The sequence below is a fragment of the Microvirga subterranea genome, assembly GCF_003350535.1.
In the GTDB taxonomy this organism is placed as follows: Bacteria; Pseudomonadota; Alphaproteobacteria; order Rhizobiales; family Beijerinckiaceae; genus Microvirga; species Microvirga subterranea.
The window spans coordinates 63,559-80,321 of the sequence record NZ_QQBB01000011.1 but is presented as its reverse complement, the minus strand read 5'-3'; the positions used below and the strand labels follow the sequence as shown (position 1 = coordinate 80,321).

Annotated in this window: 16 protein-coding genes and 1 tRNA gene; 14 read left to right on the top strand and 3 right to left on the bottom strand. The window is 66.3% G+C overall.

Annotation, left to right across the window (positions count from 1 at the left end; all coding sequences use genetic code 11):
• Positions 1-19 precede the first annotated feature (19 nt).
• The 12 genes from DES45_RS21320 (at position 20) to DES45_RS21265 (ending at position 13,575) form a co-directional block, all read left to right on the top strand.
• Positions 20-892 carry a GntR family transcriptional regulator gene (locus tag DES45_RS21320; protein WP_114772390.1) on the top strand — a complete coding sequence of 291 codons (873 nt, stop codon included), beginning with the start codon at positions 20-22 and terminating at the stop codon, positions 890-892.
• On the top strand, positions 889-2,106 hold the full coding sequence (locus tag DES45_RS21315; RefSeq protein ID WP_114772388.1) for an ABC transporter substrate-binding protein: 1,218 nt from the start codon (positions 889-891) through the stop codon (positions 2,104-2,106). The genes DES45_RS21320 and DES45_RS21315 overlap by 4 nt, the downstream gene beginning before the upstream one ends.
• A gap of 63 nt (positions 2,107-2,169) precedes the next feature.
• A complete protein-coding gene (locus tag DES45_RS21310) occupies positions 2,170-3,042 on the top strand; it encodes a branched-chain amino acid ABC transporter permease (protein WP_114772386.1) in 873 nt (290 codons plus the stop codon).
• Complete coding sequence (locus DES45_RS21305; protein WP_114772384.1) at positions 3,039-4,016, top strand: branched-chain amino acid ABC transporter permease; 978 nt, start codon at positions 3,039-3,041, stop codon at positions 4,014-4,016. Before DES45_RS21310 ends, DES45_RS21305 begins: the two co-directional genes overlap by 4 nt.
• Positions 4,009-4,752, top strand: coding sequence for an ABC transporter ATP-binding protein (locus DES45_RS21300; protein WP_114772382.1), 744 nt, complete (start codon positions 4,009-4,011; stop codon positions 4,750-4,752). The genes DES45_RS21305 and DES45_RS21300 overlap by 8 nt, the downstream gene beginning before the upstream one ends.
• Positions 4,745-5,446: an ABC transporter ATP-binding protein gene (locus DES45_RS21295; RefSeq protein ID WP_114772380.1), complete on the top strand. Its 702-nt coding sequence runs from the start codon at positions 4,745-4,747 to the stop codon at positions 5,444-5,446. The genes DES45_RS21300 and DES45_RS21295 overlap by 8 nt, the downstream gene beginning before the upstream one ends.
• Positions 5,447-5,459: 13 nt before the next feature.
• Positions 5,460-6,890, top strand: a complete 1,431-nt coding sequence (locus tag DES45_RS21290; protein WP_114772378.1) for an MmgE/PrpD family protein — start codon at positions 5,460-5,462, stop codon at positions 6,888-6,890.
• Positions 6,887-7,765, top strand: coding sequence for an isocitrate lyase/PEP mutase family protein (locus tag DES45_RS21285; protein ID WP_114772377.1), 879 nt, complete (start codon positions 6,887-6,889; stop codon positions 7,763-7,765). The genes DES45_RS21290 and DES45_RS21285 overlap by 4 nt, the downstream gene beginning before the upstream one ends.
• The gene (locus tag DES45_RS21280) at positions 7,762-9,495 is read left to right on the top strand and encodes a hydantoinase B/oxoprolinase family protein (protein ID WP_114772374.1); all 1,734 of its coding nucleotides are present in this window, start codon (positions 7,762-7,764) and stop codon (positions 9,493-9,495) included. Before DES45_RS21285 ends, DES45_RS21280 begins: the two co-directional genes overlap by 4 nt.
• Positions 9,492-11,555, top strand: coding sequence for a hydantoinase/oxoprolinase family protein (locus DES45_RS21275; protein WP_114772372.1), 2,064 nt, complete (start codon positions 9,492-9,494; stop codon positions 11,553-11,555). The genes DES45_RS21280 and DES45_RS21275 overlap by 4 nt, the downstream gene beginning before the upstream one ends.
• A complete protein-coding gene (locus DES45_RS21270; protein WP_114772370.1) occupies positions 11,552-12,166 on the top strand; it encodes a cysteine hydrolase family protein in 615 nt (204 codons plus the stop codon). The genes DES45_RS21275 and DES45_RS21270 overlap by 4 nt, the downstream gene beginning before the upstream one ends.
• Positions 12,163-13,575: an FAD-dependent oxidoreductase gene (locus DES45_RS21265; protein ID WP_114772368.1), complete on the top strand. Its 1,413-nt coding sequence runs from the start codon at positions 12,163-12,165 to the stop codon at positions 13,573-13,575. The genes DES45_RS21270 and DES45_RS21265 overlap by 4 nt, the downstream gene beginning before the upstream one ends.
• Before the next feature lie 25 nt (positions 13,576-13,600).
• On the opposite strand, the gene DES45_RS21260 is transcribed toward DES45_RS21265, so the two are convergent.
• Positions 13,601-13,804 carry a YgaP family membrane protein gene (locus DES45_RS21260; RefSeq protein WP_114772367.1) on the bottom strand — a complete coding sequence of 68 codons (204 nt, stop codon included), beginning with the start codon at positions 13,802-13,804 and terminating at the stop codon, positions 13,601-13,603.
• Between the two features lie 330 nt (positions 13,805-14,134).
• Between DES45_RS21260 and DES45_RS21255 the strand changes: the two genes are divergently transcribed.
• On the top strand, positions 14,135-14,698 hold the full coding sequence (locus tag DES45_RS21255; RefSeq protein WP_114772365.1) for a TIGR00645 family protein: 564 nt from the start codon (positions 14,135-14,137) through the stop codon (positions 14,696-14,698).
• Between the two features lie 9 nt (positions 14,699-14,707).
• Here the strand turns inward: DES45_RS21255 and DES45_RS21250 are convergent, their stop codons facing one another.
• Positions 14,708-15,454 carry an SDR family oxidoreductase gene (locus tag DES45_RS21250; RefSeq protein ID WP_114772364.1) on the bottom strand — a complete coding sequence of 249 codons (747 nt, stop codon included), beginning with the start codon at positions 15,452-15,454 and terminating at the stop codon, positions 14,708-14,710.
• A 99-nt stretch (positions 15,455-15,553) separates the two neighbouring features.
• Positions 15,554-15,629, bottom strand: a tRNA-Trp gene (locus DES45_RS21245).
• Positions 15,630-15,806: 177 nt separating this feature from the next.
• Here DES45_RS21245 and DES45_RS21240 point away from each other — a divergent pair.
• On the top strand, positions 15,807-16,508 hold the full coding sequence (locus DES45_RS21240; protein ID WP_173946015.1) for a hypothetical protein: 702 nt from the start codon (positions 15,807-15,809) through the stop codon (positions 16,506-16,508).
• Positions 16,509-16,763 lie beyond the last annotated feature (255 nt).

Genomic DNA, 16,763 nt, shown 5'->3' with positions numbered 1-16,763 from the left:
CAGTCTGGAGCGGGCAACCTTGGCGGACGCAGTCGAACCCCTCAAAGCGCGGCGCATCTATCTTCTCCTGCGCGAGCGCATCCTGAACGGCGAACTGGAGCCCGGCTCCCGGTTGCCCGGGGAGCTGTCGATCGCCGCCGAATACGGACTTTCACGGGTTACGGTCAGGCGCGCGCTCGATACCCTCGCCAACGACGGTCTCATCGATCGCCGCCCCGGCTCCGGCACGTTCGTCCGTGAGGGAAATTCGGTCCAGCCGATCGTGGCGGATCTCTCGAACGTCCTGTCTCACCTGGTCGAGATGGGGCGCCGGACCGGCGTGCGTCTTCTGTCCTTTGCCTATGTGAACCCGCCCGAGAGCGTGGCCGCCTCCCTCGGGCTCGAGCCGGGAGAGCGCACGCAGCGGTCCATCCGCGTTCGTCTCATCGATGGTGCGCCGTTTTCCTACCTCGTGACCCATGTGCCGGAGCGCATCGGCGTCACTTATTCGGAGGCGGACCTCGCATCGATGCCGCTTCTTGGCCTCCTGGAGCGATCGGGGATCATGGTCGAGGAGGCGAGCCAAAGCATCGGCGCCACCTTGGCCGGACCGGACGTCGCGGAAGCGCTGGGGCTGGAGATCGGCTCGCCGCTTCTGTCGCTCACGCGCGTCGTCTGGGACCCGTCGGGTCAGGGAGTGGAGCACCTCCACGCCCTCTACCGGCCGGATCGTTATTCCTTCCACATGGATCTCGTGCGGACTGGCGCCGTCGGCGCCCGTCGCTGGAATCCCGTGGTGAAGCCGGTCATCGCAGGACCGGAGACGCACAAGCGCAAGACCAAGGGGCCGGAGAGCTCCAAACCGAAGTCCCGCCCCGTGCGGGTGTCCAACCAGAGGAGAACATCGACATGAAGAACATCATGCGTCCAACCCGCCGTTCGATCCTGCGGGCCGGCGCCGCCTCCGCGGCCGTGCTCGCCATGCCGGCTTATTTGCGCGCCCAGTCGCAGTCCGTGAAGATCGGCATCCTGCAGCCCGTCACCGGTGCGCTTGCGCAGGACGGCGAGTTCGGCCGCATGGGCGCCGAAATGGCCATCAAGGAGATCAACGATTCCGGCGGCCTCAAGGGACTCGGCGGCGCCAAGCTCGAAATGGTGTTCGGCGATGCACGCTCGAACCCGGAGGCCGGCACCCAGGAGGTCGAGAAGATGCAGGCTGACGGCGTCGCGGCCATCGTCGGCGGCTTCGCGAGCCCGATCTGCCTCGCCGCCACCCAGGCGGCTGCCCGCTACGACCTGCCTTACATCGTCGATGTGGGCGTGAGCGACCCGATCGTCCAGCGCGGTCTCAAGAACACGTTCCGCTTCGCACCGGGCTTCGGCATCGTGACGGGATTTGCCCTCGACAACCTCGTCAAGCTCAACGACGGCGCCGGCAAGCCCGCCAAGACCGTGGTGCTCGTTCACGAGGACGGCCTGTTCGGATCGGGCCTCGCCAAGCTCATGCAGACGGAACTGCCGAAGCGCGGATTCGAAATCCTCGAGACCATTGCGCATCCGACTCCGGCGCGCGACATGTCGAACGTCGCCCTGCGCATCCGTTCGCTCAACCCGGATCTTGTGATCCCGTCGAGCTATTACGGCGAGTTCGTGCTGCTCGCGCGCACCATGCAGCAGCAGCGCATCCGGCCGAAGGGCGTCTACGCGGTCCTCAACGGAGCGGCCTCGAACTACCGCTTCGTGAAGGAGTTCCCGGAAGCCGCCAACGGCATCATGGACTGCAATCACTGGTACGACCCGCGCAACCCGAAGGCCCAGGAGCTCAAGAAGCAGGTCGAGGCGCAGGGCAAGGTCTTCGCCTATAACGTGCCGCTGAACTATTCCTGCGTGAAGCTCCTCGCCGACGCCATCAACCGCGCCGGTTCGGCCGACCGCGCGAAGATCATCGAGGCGCTCAACACCTCGACCTTCAAGGACCACATCATGCCCTACGGCGAGACCAAGTTCGTCAACGGGCAGAACATGGGCGCCGCGCCGGTCAATACGCAGGTGCAGGGCAACGACATCAAGGTGATCTTCCCCGAAGCCTTCGCGGACGCGAAGCCGCAATTCCCGGTGACCGGCTGATCCTGGGCAACGGTCCTGGGGCGCCTATAGCCGCCCCAGGAACCCTGAGGAGTGTTTCGTGTGATGTATTCACCCGCCATCATTGCGGAAGCCGTCGTCAACGGCCTCATGACGGGAGCGGTCTATGCGCTCATCGCGCTCGGCCTCACCCTGGTTTACGGCGTCCTTCACATTATCAATTTCGCCCATGGGGCGCTTCTCACGGCTGCCATGTTCGCCGTGTGGGCCGTCTACGTGGCTTTCGGCCTTGATCCGTATCTTGCGATCCTGCCGCTGACGCCGCTCTTCTTCGGGCTCGGCTATGCGGTGCAGCGCTTCGTGATCGGCCCGGCAAGCCATGGCAGCGACAGCAACATCCTGCTCGTGACGCTGGGCCTCTCGATTGCCATCGAAAACGCGCTGCTGGCAGGCTTTCGCTCGGATACGCGCACGCTCAACACCGATTACGGTTTCCAGGTGGTGGAACTCGGCCCGCTTCTTCTCTCCAAGCCGCGCCTGATCGGGTTCGGGGCGGCCGTGCTGGTCACGGTCCTCCTGTGGCTTCTCCTCTCGCGCACCGACACCGGCAAAGCCATCCGGGCCGTGGCCAAGGAAAAGCTCGGCGCCAGTCTCGTCGGCATCGACGTGGCTCACGTCTACGCCGTCACGTTCGGCCTCGGCTGCGCCTGCCTGGCGGTGGCGGCATGCCTGCTCATGCCGACCTTCTACGTCAATCCACGTATCGGCCAGGCCTTCGTGCTCGTCGCCTTCACGATCGTGGTGCTGGGCGGCATGGGGTCTATCCCCGGCGCGCTTGTCGGCGGGTTGTTCATCGGCGTGGTCGAGAGCCTTTGTGGCCTATTCCTCGGGGATTCCCTCGGCCAGATCGGCATCTTCCTCATCTTCATCCTGGTGCTGCTCGTGCGGCCGACGGGACTGTTCGGGGCGAAGGCATGACATTGCGCGACATCATCCCGATCATCCTAATCGTGGCGCTGCTGGCATTCCTGCCGGTCTTCGTCACGGCGAACACCGTTCTCAACTTTCTCGTTTTCACCCTGATCATCGCGCTCACAGCTCAAGGGTGGAACATACTGGCCGGCTTCGGCGGGCAGTTTTCCTTCGGCCACGCCGCCTTCTTCGGCACGGGCGCCTATGCGGCTGCGCTCCTCCAGGTCCGCCTCGGGATCAATCCATGGGTTGCCTTCGTGATCGGCGCCGCCGCCGGCGCTCTGGTCGGCTGGGTGATCGGCTACCTGAGCTTCCGGTCAGGCCTGCGCGGCTCCTATTTCGCCCTGGTGACCCTCGCCTTCGCTGAGGTGCTGCGGATTCTCGCCAACGCCGCCACCTTCACCGGCGGCGCGGCGGGTGTCCTGATCAAGCTTGACGTACGGCCGGAGAACTTCCAGTTCGAGAGCCGCGCCGCCTTCTTCTGGATCGCGCTGGCGCTCGTCGGCGCGGTCCTCGTCCTCACCCGCTGGATCGAGCGGTCCCGCTTCGGTGCTCAGCTCGTAGCCGTGCGCGAGAACGAGGCGGCCGCCAAGGCGCTCGGCGTCGACACGCTGCGGGTGAAGCTCGGGGCGATCACGCTTTCCGGAGCCGTGACGGCGGCCGCTGGCTGCCTCTATGCCCAGTACTTCCTCTATGTGGACGCCAACATCGCCTACGGCACCTGGATCTCGGTCGAGGCGATCCTTGCCCCGATCGTCGGTGGGATCGGAACCGTGTTCGGTCCGCTGGTCGGCGCGGTTGCCCTGCATGGACTGGGAGAGATCACCAAGCTCGCGGCCGGCAGCATTCCGGGCATCGACCTCATGGTCTTCGGTAGCCTTCTGGTCGTTGCCGTCGCGTTTGCGCCGGACGGGATCCTCGGTCTCCTGAGGCGCTTCCGCCGGCCGGCCCAGCCTACAGGAGCATCCCGCCATGCTTGAGGTGCAGAACGCGACCAAACGCTTCGGCGGGCTCATCGCCGTGAACCAGGCGTCGCTGAAGGCCGCAGCAGGCTCCATCACGGGACTCATCGGTCCGAACGGCGCCGGAAAGACGACCCTGTTCACGCTCATTTCCGGTTTCGAACGACCGACCGAGGGGCGCGTGCTGTTCGAAGGACAGGATATCAGCCGCGACGAGCCTCACATCCGTGCCCAGCGCGGAATCGCCCGAACGTTCCAGATCGTGCAGCCCTTCGCGGGCCTCTCCGTCGTCGAGAACATCGCCGTCGGCGCTCATCTGCGTCATGCAAGGCGCAGCGACGCCATGGCTCGCGCCCAGGAGGTGGGCCGCCGCGTCGGGCTCGGTCCCGAACTCGACAAGTCGGCCTCAAGCCTGACGGTGGCGGGCCGCAAGCGGCTGGAACTCGCCCGCGCGCTCGCGACCGAGCCGAAGCTGCTGCTGCTCGACGAAGTGCTCGCCGGCCTCAATCCTTCCGAGATCCGCGACATCATCCCGGTGATCCGCGCGATCCGTGACGAGGGCGTCACGATTCTGATGATTGAGCACGTGATGCAGGCGGTGATGAACCTCTGCGAGCAGGTCTATGTGCTGGCTCAAGGAAAGATCATCGCGGAGGGCCCGCCTGCCGAGGTCTGCGACGACCCGACGGTGATCGAGGCTTATCTCGGCGCCGGTGCGGCCGAACGCCTGAAGCGGGAGAAGGTCCATGCTTGAGGTCCGGTCCTTGAGAGCCGGCTATGGCGGCACGGAAGTCCTGCGCGGGCTCGATCTGTCGGTCGGGGCTGGCGAGATCGTCGCGGTGCTCGGCTCCAACGGCGTCGGCAAGACCACGTTGAACAAGGTCCTGTCCGGCGTCCTTCGGGCGAACGAAGGCGAGATCCGCTTCGACGGGAAGACCCTCACGGGTGCTTCCTCGGCCGACATCGTGGAGGCGGGGCTCATCCATGTGCCAGAGGGCCGCAAGATCTTCCCGAACATGTCGGTGCGCGAGAACCTCGAACTCGGCAGCTACCGGAGGGGGCGTGAGAGACGCTCCGCCAATCTTGAGCGGGTCTTCGAAACCTTCCCGCGCCTGCGCGAGCGCAGCGGTCAAGCCGCCGGCACCCTGTCCGGAGGCGAGCAGCAGATGCTGGCGATCGGACGCGGGATGATGGCGGAGCCGCGCCTCCTCATCCTGGACGAGCCATCGCTCGGCCTGTCGCCGCTGCTCGTCGAGGAGATGTTCACCCTGATCCGTCGACTCAACGGCGAAGGACTGCCCATCCTGCTCGTCGAACAGAACGTGGTGCAGTCGCTCGAATGCGCGTCTCGCGCCTACATTCTGGAGAACGGGCTCTTCGCCCTGTCGGGGACGGCCGAACAGGTTCGCAACGATCCCGAGCTCAAGCGCGCCTATCTCGGCATGTGACGGAGGAGACCTCATGACGATCGTCACGCAAAACGTCATTCCCGCTTCCGTCCTGCTTCAGGCCGGGCAGCCCGACTGGCTCAGGCAATGGGGCGAGTTCGCTGCGAAGACCCGCTTCTCCGCTCTGCCGGCGCCTGTGGTGGAGCGCACCAAGCTCGTCCTTCTCGACTGCATCGGTGCGATCGCGGCCGGCATGCAGGAGCCCGAGATGCGCACCCTCGTTGGGCGGCTTGCACAGCGCGAGGCAGGCGAGGGTCAGGTTCCGGTGATCGGCTCCGGGCGCCGCATGAGCGCGCTGCTTGCGAGCCTGCTTAACGGCACTGCGGGCACGATGCTCGAACTCGACGAGGGCAACCAGTACGCGCGCGGCCACCCAGGCATCCATGTGGTCCCGGCGGCTTTGGCGGCCGGCGAGCGCCTGTCGATTTCCGGAGCCGATCTGCTGCTCGCCGTCGCGCTTGGCTACGAGATCGGATCGCGCATCGGCATCGCGTCGAAACTGCGGGTGACCATGCATCCGCACGGCACCTGGGGCACGGTGGGCGCCGCATTGACGGCCGCGAAGCTCGAGGGCGCCACGGCCGATCAGATGGTCGAAACCATCAACATCGCGTCGAGCTTCGGCCTCTCGACGAGCCGTCGCACGATGCTGGAGGGCGGGACTGTCCGCAACAGCTATGCGGGCTTTTCGAACCAGCTCGGACTCATGGCGTGGGAGCTGCAGGCATCGGGCTTCGTCGGCGAGACGGATGGCGTCGGCACGGTCTACGGAACGGTCATCGCGGAGAATTTCCAGCCCGACGAAATGGTGCTGGAACTGGGCGAGCGCTGGGAGATCGCCCGCAACTACTTCAAGCGCCATGCAGCCTGCCGCTATACCCACGGGGCACTCGACGCCCTCGGCGACATCGTCCGTCAGGCAGGCGGATCCATCGATCCCGCCGCCATCGAGACGATCGAGGTCGACACCTATGTGTGGGCGGCGCAGCTCGACTCGGCCGAGCCCAAGAACATGCTCGCCGCGAAGTTCTCGCTGCCCTTCGCGCTTGCCACCTCCATCGTCAACGGCGCCGCCACCGTGCCCGCCTTCCGCGAGGAGGCCCAGGCGAACACGACCGCCCGCGACCTTGCACGTCGGGTCTCGGTGCGGGAGGACGCGTCGCTCACGGCGATGCTGCCTGGGCTGCGTCCGGCCAGGGTCAGGGTCTGCTTCTCCGACGGGCGCACATTGTCGGCCGAGGTGCTCACCAACAAGGGCGACACCGAGGATCCCTACTCCCCCGATGACGTACGCGACAAGTTCCGTGAGCTGGCCGAGCCCGTTTGGGGAGGCGAGCATGTAGACAGAATCATCGCCGAGGTCGACGGCCTCGACGGCGCATCCGACATCCACGGCCTGACGGGCCTCCTTGCCCGCGCTCCCCAACACGGTTGGTCACAATGAATTTCAGGAAACGACTGCTGCAGAACCAGGTCGTCGTTGCGCCCGGCGTATACGACCCGCTGACCGCATCGCTCGCCACCGAAGCCGGCTTCGAGGCGCTGTATCTCTCCGGTGCGGCGATCGCTTATACGCGTCTCGGACGGCCGGATATCGGTCTCGTTTCCATGAGCGAGGTTGCCGATACCATCGCGCTGGTGCGCGACCGGGTGCCGACGCCGCTCGTGGTCGATGCGGATAATGGTTACGGCAACGCCCTCAACGTCCAGCGGACCGTCCGGATCTTCGAACGCGCCGGCGCCACCGCCATCCAGCTCGAGGATCAGAGCTTCCCGAAGCGCTGCGGTCACCTGCAGGACAAGTCGATCATCCCGGCCGTCGAAATGGCCGGCAAGATCAAGGCCGCCGTGGATGCACGGGCCTCGGAGGAGACGATCATCATCGCCCGCACCGATGCAGTCGCCGTGGAAGGCTTCGAGCCGGCGATCGAGCGGGCGCGACTCTATGCGGAGGCCGGGGCCGATGTCCTCTTCGTGGAGGCCCCGAAGACCCGCGAGCAGCTTGCGGCGGTCACGTCCGCCCTCGGGTCCCTGCGTCCGCTCCTGGCCAACATGGTCGAGGGCGGCGAGACGCCTCTGTCGTCGGCACAGGATCTCGGAAGCCTTGGGTTCAGGCTCGTGATCTTTCCCGGCGGCATCGTGCGCGCTCTCGCGCGCACGGCGCAGGATTACTACCGCTCGCTCCATGCCCATGGCACCAATGAACCCTTCCGCGACCGCATGTTCGATTTCACGGCACTGAACCGCCTCATCGGGACCCCAGAGATGCTGGCGCTCGGCGAGCGCTATGAATCCTTCGACAATGAGGCAGCCCAATGAGCGCCATCGACCCCGTCACCCTGGCCGTTCTGAAAGGACGCCTTGAGCAGATCGCGGACGAGATGGACGCGACGCTCTATCGCTCCGCCTTCAACCCGATCATTGCGGAGGCGCGCGATGCCTGCCACGGACTCTATCACCCCGTGACCGGTGCGACCCTCGTGCAGGGCACGAACGGCCTGCCGATCTTCGTCGGCGCCATGGCGTTTGCCGTCAAGGCCGTGATCGACAAGGTCGAGCGGGAAGGGGGGCTGGAGCCCGGCGACACGTTCCTGTTCAACGACCCCTATGACGGCGGCACGCACCTGAACGATTTCCGCCTCGTCCGGCCGATCTTCCGGGACGGGAAGCTTTATTGCTGGCTCGCATCCGTCGGCCACTGGCTCGATATCGGCGGCAACGTGCCGGGAGGCTTCAACGCGCAGGCGACGGAAAGCTTCCAGGAGGGCGTGCGCTTTCCCCCGGTCAAGCTCATCCGCGCAGGCGTGATGAACGAGGATATCGTGGCGATCCTCTCGGCCAATGCCCGTGTGCCGATATCGAACTACGGCGACCTGAACGGCCAGCTCAACGCCTTGGACCTCGGCGAGCGGCGCCTGACCGAGTTGCTCGACGAGTATGGCGACACGACCGTTGCGGCGGCCTTCGACGTCTTCTCGGATCGCGCGGAGGCGATGATGCGCGCCGCCGTCAGCGCTCTGCCGGACGGCACCTATTCGTTCGAGGACTACCTCGACAATGACGGCATCACGGACGAGCGGCTCACCATCGCTCTGGACCTGACGGTCGCGGGCGATGCCATGACGCTGGACTTCTCCCGTTCTTCCGCCCCCTGTGCGGGACCGCTCAACATCGCGTACTCGACGGCGGTCGCCTGCTGCTACGTCGCGCTCAAGCACGTCTTCACCGATGTGCCGGCCAATGCAGGCTGCCTGAGGCCGATCACCTTCGTGATTCCGGGTACGACCCTCCTGGGCGTCAAGCCGCCGAAGCCCGTCGGAGGCTACACGGAGACGATCCTACGCGTCATCGGCGTGGTCTTCGGCGCACTGGCGAAGGCCGATCCGAGCCGCGCCACGGCCGGCCCGTTCGGCACGATCAATGCCCTCTCTCTGGCGGGACATCGTCAGGACGGGTCGCGCTGGGTGATGTTCTCGTTCTTCGGCGGCGGTCTTGGCGGCAATCCGGAGAGCGACGGACTGAACCATGCCAACAACCCGATCTCGACCGCCACGATCCCGCCGGCCGAGATTCTGGAGGCGGCCTATCCGGTCATGTTCACCCAATGGGCGCTGCGGCCGGATTCCGCCGGGGCGGGAGCGCACCGTGGCGGCGTGGGCGCCATCTATGAGATCGAGTCGCTGACCGATGCGGACGTGTTCCTCCTCGGCGAGCGGGGCCGGTTCGCGCCGTTCGGCGTGGCGGGCGGGCTGCCGGCCTCGCTGAACCAGTTTTTCTGGCAGACTGACCAGGGCGAGAAGTCACCCCCGATGGCTTCCAAGGTCGCGAACGTGAAGATCCGCGCCGGCCAGCGCGTGCGCCTGGAATCGCCCGGCGGCGGCGGATGGGGCGATCCCCGGCGGCGTGATCCGCAGCGTGTCGCCCGTGACGTGCGTCTCGGTTACGTCAGCGCCGAGGCAGCTGCCCGGGACTACGGTGTCGCCGTCAAGGAGAATGGTGAGGTGGACGAGAGCGCGACCGTCGCTCTGAGAAAGGGAGCGGCCGCATGAACGCCGTCGTGGGGAAGATCGTCGGAGTGGACGTGGGCGGGACCTTTACCGACCTGTTCTATTACGACGAAGACGCAGCACGGTTCCGCACCGCGAAGGTGCCGTCGAACCGCGGCGACGAGGCGATCGGATTTCTCGAGGGCCTGAAGACGTTCGGACCGCTCGCGCAGCTTGGCTCCATCGTGCACGGCACGACGGTGGGCACCAACGCTTTGCTTGAGCGCAAGGGCGCCCGCATCGGCCTCATCACCACGCGCGGCTTCCGCGATGTGCTCGAAATGCGCCGCCGCGACCGCCGTCACACCTGGGGGCTCTGGGGCGACTTCGTACCCGTCGTCGATCGCGACCTGCGCCTGGAGGTCGGCGAACGCACCATGGCGGACGGCACCATCCGGCAGGAGATCGATCCGGCGGAGGTGAAGGAGGTCGCCAAGTCGCTGCTGGCAGGCGGCGCCGAGGCGCTCGCCATCGTGTTCGTCAACGCCTATGCCAACCCGGCAAACGAACTCAAGGCGCTTGCTGCGGCCCGGGAGGTCTGGCCGAACGGGAACATCGAGTGCTCCGCCCAGATCCTGCCGGAGATCCGCGAGTTCGAGCGCACCTCGACGACAGCGCTCAATGCCTATCTTCAGCCTGTGGTCGGCAGCTATCTCGGCAAGCTGGATCAGGCGCTCGCGCAGGAGAATTTTGCCGGCCGCTTCCACATCGTGCAATCGAACGGCGGCGTCATGTCGACCGCGACCGCGAGACGCCTGCCGGTGCGCACGGCCCTGTCCGGCCCGGCCGCGGGCGTGATCGCCGCGGCCGCCATCGCGAAGGCGGCGGGCTTCCCGGACGTGATCACCGGCGATCTCGGCGGCACGTCCTTCGACGTGTCGATCGTGGTTGACGGCGAGACGGCGCTCGCGGCCCAGACGACCATCGACTTCGGCCTCGTCATCCGCACGCCGATGATCGAGATCACCACCATCGGTGCGGGCGGGGGCTCGATTGCCCATGTGGATGCGGGCGGCCTGCTCCAGGTTGGACCCGAGAGTGCGGGCTCGCGTCCGGGTCCGGTCGCCTATGGGCAGGGCAATACCCGGCCGACGCTCACGGACGCCAATGTGGTTCTCGGACGCATCAATGCGGAGCGTCCCATCGGCGGCAAGCTCGCGCGCCTCGACGTGGAAGCCGCGAAGGCCGCTATCGCAAAGCACGTGGCGGAGCCGCTGGGCCTCGATCCCATGCAGGCGGCGGAGGCCATCGTGCGGGTTGCGAACGGCAAGATGGCCGGCGCCATCCGCCTCGTCTCCATCGAGCGCGGGCATGATCCCGGTCGGTTCGCGGCCGTGCCCTTCGGTGGCGGCGGAGCCCTCCATGTGGGCGCTCTCATCAAGGATGTCGGCCTGAAGGCCGCGCTGGTGCCGAGGTATCCGGGCGTGACGTCCGCGCTCGGCTGCGTCATTGCGGATATTCGCCATGACCAGGTGCAGACCGTGAACCTGCTCCTCGACAGTCTCGACGCTTCGGCTCTCGATCACCGCATGGTCGAAGAGGCGGAAGCCTCAAGGAAGATCGTGGAGGAAGCCGGGCTCTCCGTAGAACGGATCGACATCCTGTTCGAGCTCGACATGCATTATGTGGGCCAGACCCACACGGTGAGCGTCCCGCTTCCCGTGTCGGTGCAGAACGGCACGACCGGGATCAATCCGTCGATCGTCAGGGAGGCCTTCGAGCGGGCCTATCAGGCGTCGTTCAGCCGCCTGCTGCCGGGCGTGCCGGCGAAGATCGTCAATCTGCGTACCGCAGCCGTGGGGCGCAGGCCCCATTTCGACCTTGCGGCCCTCGCGCCGGATGCATCCGCAAGCATCGAGAAGGCGCGGCTCGGCAACCGTCCGGTCTGGTTCGACGGCGCTTGGCACGATACCGCGATCTACGCGCGGCTCGACCTGCCGGTCGGGGCAGTCGTGCACGGGCCGGCGATCCTGGAGCAGCCCGATGCGACCACCGTCATCGACCCTGACCTGACGGCGCGGGTCGACGATTTCGGCAACGTCGTCGTGGAGCGCGCCGCATGAGCGATTTGGCAATTCCCGTCGCGCGCACGGGGCTCCTCATCGTCGATCTCCAGAACGACTTCCTGCATCCCGATGGGGCCTATGGCAGGGCAGGGCAGGGCGCGCCCGAAATCGCCGCCTTGCCGGAGCGGCTGAAGCCGCTTGCGGACCTGCTGCGCGCCAAGGGCGGCTACGTCGTCTCGACGCAGTTCACGCTGGTGCCTGCGAAAGGCGGCGAGCCGCTCATTTCCCCTCATCTCAAGCAGCTTCGGCCGTTCCTTGGGAAAGGCGACTTTCAGCCCGGCGCCTGGGGCCATCAGCTCGTCGATACGCTGCAGCCGGCGGATCTGAGCGTGGAGAAGATCGCCTATTCGGCCTTCTACATGACGCGGCTCGAATGGGTTCTGCGCAAGTGCGGCATCGAGCGGCTTATCGTCTGCGGCATCGTCACCAATGGCGGCGTCGCGTCGACGGTCCGCGATGCGCATGTGCGCGACTTCGACACCACCGTTCTGGAGGATGGCTGTGCGGCCTTCTCGCCTGCCGTGCATGCCACCGCCATCGATGCGCTGCGGCCGGTCTGCCGGGTCGCGTCCATCTCCGATATCATGAAAGAGATCGAAGCCGCATGAGCATTCTTTCTGCGGACGGCATCACCTTCGACATCGAGGTTCCGGTCGTCATCGTCGGGGCGGGCGCCGCGGGACTCGTCGCGGCCCTGTCGGCGCGGGAGCTGGGCCAGGAGGTCCTGGTTCTCGAGCGGGACGCGGTGCCCCGCGGCTCGACGGCCCTCTCGGCCGGCTTGATCCCGGCGCCCGGCACCCGCTGGCAGGAGGCCGCCGGCATTGCCGACAGCCCGGAGCTGTTCGGCCGCGATATCGTCGCCAAGGCGAGCGGCGAGCCAGATCCGGATCTCGTGAGGATGGTCGCGGAGGCTGTCGGTCCGACGATCGAATGGCTGGCGGATCGCCACGGTCTGCCGTTCTCGGTGATCGAAGATTTCCGCTATCCGGGTCACTCGGTGTGCCGCATGCATGGCTTGCCGAGCCGCTCCGGCGGGGAGCTGATCGACCGGCTTCGCGACGCGGCGGCCCAGGCGGGTGTCGACATTCTCTGCGATGCCCATGTCACGGACCTGTTTGCCGGAGCCGACGGCAGGATCAGCGGGGTCGCCGTCGAGCGTCCCGACGGATCGAAGGAACTCATCGGGTGCGGGAGCCTGATCCTCGCCTGCAACGGTTACGGCGGGAACAAGGATCTCGTGCGGCGCCACATTCCGGAGCTCGGGACGGCGCTCTATTTCGGCCACGAGGGCAATCAGGGCGACGCGCTGCTGTGGGGACAGGCGTTGGGAGCCGCCGCGCGGCACCTCTCGGGCCACCAGGGACATGGCTCGGTCGCTCACCCGCACGGCATCCTCATCACCTGGGCGACGATCACCGAAGGTGGGTTCCAGGTGAACCTGCGCGGCGAGCGCTTCTCGGACGAGAGCCACGGCTATTCCGAGCAGGCGGCCGTCGTGCTGAGGCAGCCCGAGGGGCTCGCCTGGACCGTCTTCGATGCGCGCATCGCCGGCATCGCCCGCCAGTTCGAGGATTTCCGCCAGGCGGAGTCGCTCGGGGCCATCCTGACGTCGGAAACCATCGAGGATCTCGCGCAGCAGATGGGAGTTCCCGCGGACGCCTTGCAGTCGACCGTCCAGGAGGTGGATGCGCTGAAGCATTCCGGCGCCGCGGACCGTTTCGGACGCAGCTTCGCCGGATCGCCGCCGCTCAAGGCCCCTTATTGCGCCGTGAAGGTCACCGGCGCACTTTTCCATACCCAGGGCGGGCTTGTCGTCGACCGTGATGCTCGGGTGATGCGGGAGGACGGAACGTCACTGCCCAATCTCTACGCCGTCGGCGGAGCGGCCTGTGGGGTCTCGGGCTCAACGGCGGAGGGCTACCTGTCCGGAAACGGGCTTTTATCGGCGGTCGCCCTCGGACGGATTGCAGGCCTGGCGAGCGGGCAGGCAGCAGCCAGGGGCATGGCGACCCCGTAGGCGACGGCGCCTCCCTTCCGTCACCTCAGGTGAAGCCCGGCTTGCTGGGAAGGCCCATGCGCTTGAGCATCATCACGACAGGGCACATGCCGGTGAAGGATGCCTGCACGAGATGGGCGCCGAGCAAACCGGTCAGCCAGAGCCAGTTGAGGTTCACGTACACCGCGAGCAGGATGCTGGCGATGATGAGTGTTCCAACCGTCAGGAGAACCGCGCGTTCAACTGTCATTGCCGCCTCCATCAGAGACGCCGAAAGTCTACATCAAACCCAAGGGCCAGGAAAATTCCGCTTAGGGTGAGGGTGGGGATCTACCCCTCTGTCCCGGAGAGGTCCTCATGGCTCGTGAGCTTCCTCTGCGGCGGCGGAGCGCTTCATGCTCCTCGCCCGATCGTGTCGCCCGAGATCACAGGATGACGAAGCTGTGACCCGGGCGGCCTGTTCCCTCCTGCGGGCAGCCCTTGCGCGAACGCCCAAGCTTTCCCATCTGTCGCCGGCGGCAGGGGCGCAGACGCGCTCCTGCTCTTCCACCTGTGTCCCTTACGGAACCCTGACCGATTCATGTCTCATAACCGAGAAACCTCCCTGTCTGCCGCCAGCCTGCGGCCTCTTCCGTCGCTGATCTTCAGTTCGCGCTGGCTGCAGCTGCCGCTCTATCTCGGTCTCATCGTGGCGCAGGCGGTCTACGTGTTCCTGTTCCTCAAGGAACTGTGGCATCTCGTGCTGCATGCCAGCGAATTCAGCGAGCAGCAGATCATGCTCGTGGTGCTCGGCCTGATCGACGTGGTGATGATCTCGAACCTGCTGATGATGGTGATCGTCGGCGGCTACGAGACCTTCGTGTCGCGCCTCAACCTCAAAGGCCACCCGGATCAGCCCGAATGGCTCGGCCACGTGAACGCGGGCATCCTGAAGGTGAAGCTCGCCATGGCCATCATCGGCATCTCGTCGATCCATCTTCTCCGCACCTTCATCGAGGCAGGCTACGTCGGGACGCCGAAGAGCAACTACACCGAGACCGGCATCATCCTGCAGACGGTCATCCACTCGGTCTTCATCCTCTCGGCGATCGGGATTGCCTACGTCGATCGCATGTCGAGCGGCATGACCGAGAAGGGGCACTGACGGCTTGGATCAGCGCCCGCCGGAGACGTCCAGGAGAGCGCCGCTCACATAGGACGAGGCGTCGCTCAGGAGCCAGACGATCGCCTCCGCCACCTCCTCGGGCCGGCCGGCCCGGCCGAAGGGCGTCATGGTGCCGACACGCTGGGCGCGGTCGGGCTGGCCGCCGCTGGCGTGGATGTCGGTCTCCGTCACGCCGGGGCGCACCGCGTTGACGCGCACGCCTTCGGCCCCGAGCTCCTTCGAGAGGCCGAGCGCCAGGGTGTCCACGGCGGCCTTGGAGCCCGCGTAGTCGATGTACTCGAACGGCGAGCCCAGGCGCGCCGCGACGGAGGACACAAGCACGATCGACCCGCCCCGGCCGCCCAGGCTCGTCGGGAGACGCCGGGCGGCCTCGCGGGCACACAGATAGGCGCCGAGCACGTTCACCTCGAACATGCGGCGCATCCGCTCCGCGCTCATCTCGGCGAGAAGCTGCTTCTCGCCGACGATGCCCGCATTGGCCACGACCCCGTCGAGCGGCCCGAAGGTCCGTTCGGTCTGGTCGAAGGCCGAGATCACGTCCGCCTCGATCGCCACGTCGCCCTGGATCGCCACCGCGCGGCCGCCGGCCTCTGCCACCAGCCCGACGACCTCTTCGGCGGCGGCGCGGTTGTTCGCGTAGTTCACCCCGACAGACCAGCCTCTCCGGCCCGCCAGGACGGCGGCCGCCCGGCCGATGCCGCGGCTCGCGCCGGTGATGAGAATCGTCTTGCTCATGATGGCTCCGTGATCGTCTGTCGCGGTCGCACCTTAGCAGGGTGCGGCCTGAGGATCACCGTTCGGCGGGTCTGCGGGAAGAGATGATCGCAGGAGATTTGGCAGGGGAGGCAGGAGTTGAACTTGCACCCTCCGGCTTTGGAGGCCGGCGCTCTGCCAATTGAGCTACTCCCCTGCAGGCATCAACTCACGGTATACGGTCGAGCGAGGTATCATAATCCTTCGACCGTAGTCGCTCAATGGGATTGACGTTATGTAACCCCGCAAGGGTTGTGTTGGGCGCGCTGCCGCCCAGGCTCGTTGCGGCGGCGGTCCCGTGATATCACTGGACCGGGATGACCGGGAGGCGGGGATGCGCGGCCGACTTGTGGTTCTGTTCGCCGGATTGCTGGCCTTGGGAGCGCCCGGCGCCCTTGCGCAGGCCGCCGGTCTAACCGCCAGCAGCCAGTGGACCACCGGAGACGGCGTCGCGACGCCGGCCGGCCTGCCCTCGATCGGCAAATGGATGCTGACCCAGCAGGGCGAGCCGTCCGACTGGCTCGGGGAGGTCTATGAAGGCAAGACCCTGCGCGAGCCGATCAACGTGATCATCGTCGATGAAGCGGCCGCCAGCGTCGAGGACGCGAAGGCGCGGCTCGTGAGCGCCGCCGCCCAGGCCGGATATCCGATCCGCTTCGGCCACTCCACCGGCTACCAGGGCGTCATCGGCGGGAGCCTCTATGCGCAGCTCCCGAAGGGCTGGGACGACGCCTTCTCGAACGACGTCTTCGAGGTGGACAACAACCACGGCCGAATTTTCGGCCCGCACGCGACGGGCAGTGCCTATATCTTCATCGCCGCCTTCAGCCGCGAGGACGTGGACCCCTTCCGCGACCCTGGTCACCGCTTCGCCTCTTTCAACCGCGCCCGGGACGACTTCACCCAGCGCCTCGACCGGGCCACGGACCACAAGGTGAGCGGCTTCGTGCCGCTCGACAATGCACTGGTGGACGATCCCCGCTTCACGACCGGCGACCACGACGGGGTGGCGGTGCTGGTGCGGGCGGGGAGGTGAGAACCAATCGGTACGTCAGGCTTCAGGTCTCGTTCGACCTTGCAATCACATAACCAAAAGTTGCACGTATAATAGAATAATCGCCTAGCGCGAACTTACAAATTGTCATCAGAAATATTGTTTCGATAGGAGTGCGTTCTTGGTTCTCTAGCTTCGCTAGGGCCGCAAAATTTTAACCATTTTCGACCGCTTCAAAGGTCCTCGAGCTTTGCCGCGAAACGGCACCGGATATCTCAAGCGACTGAAGTAAAATGA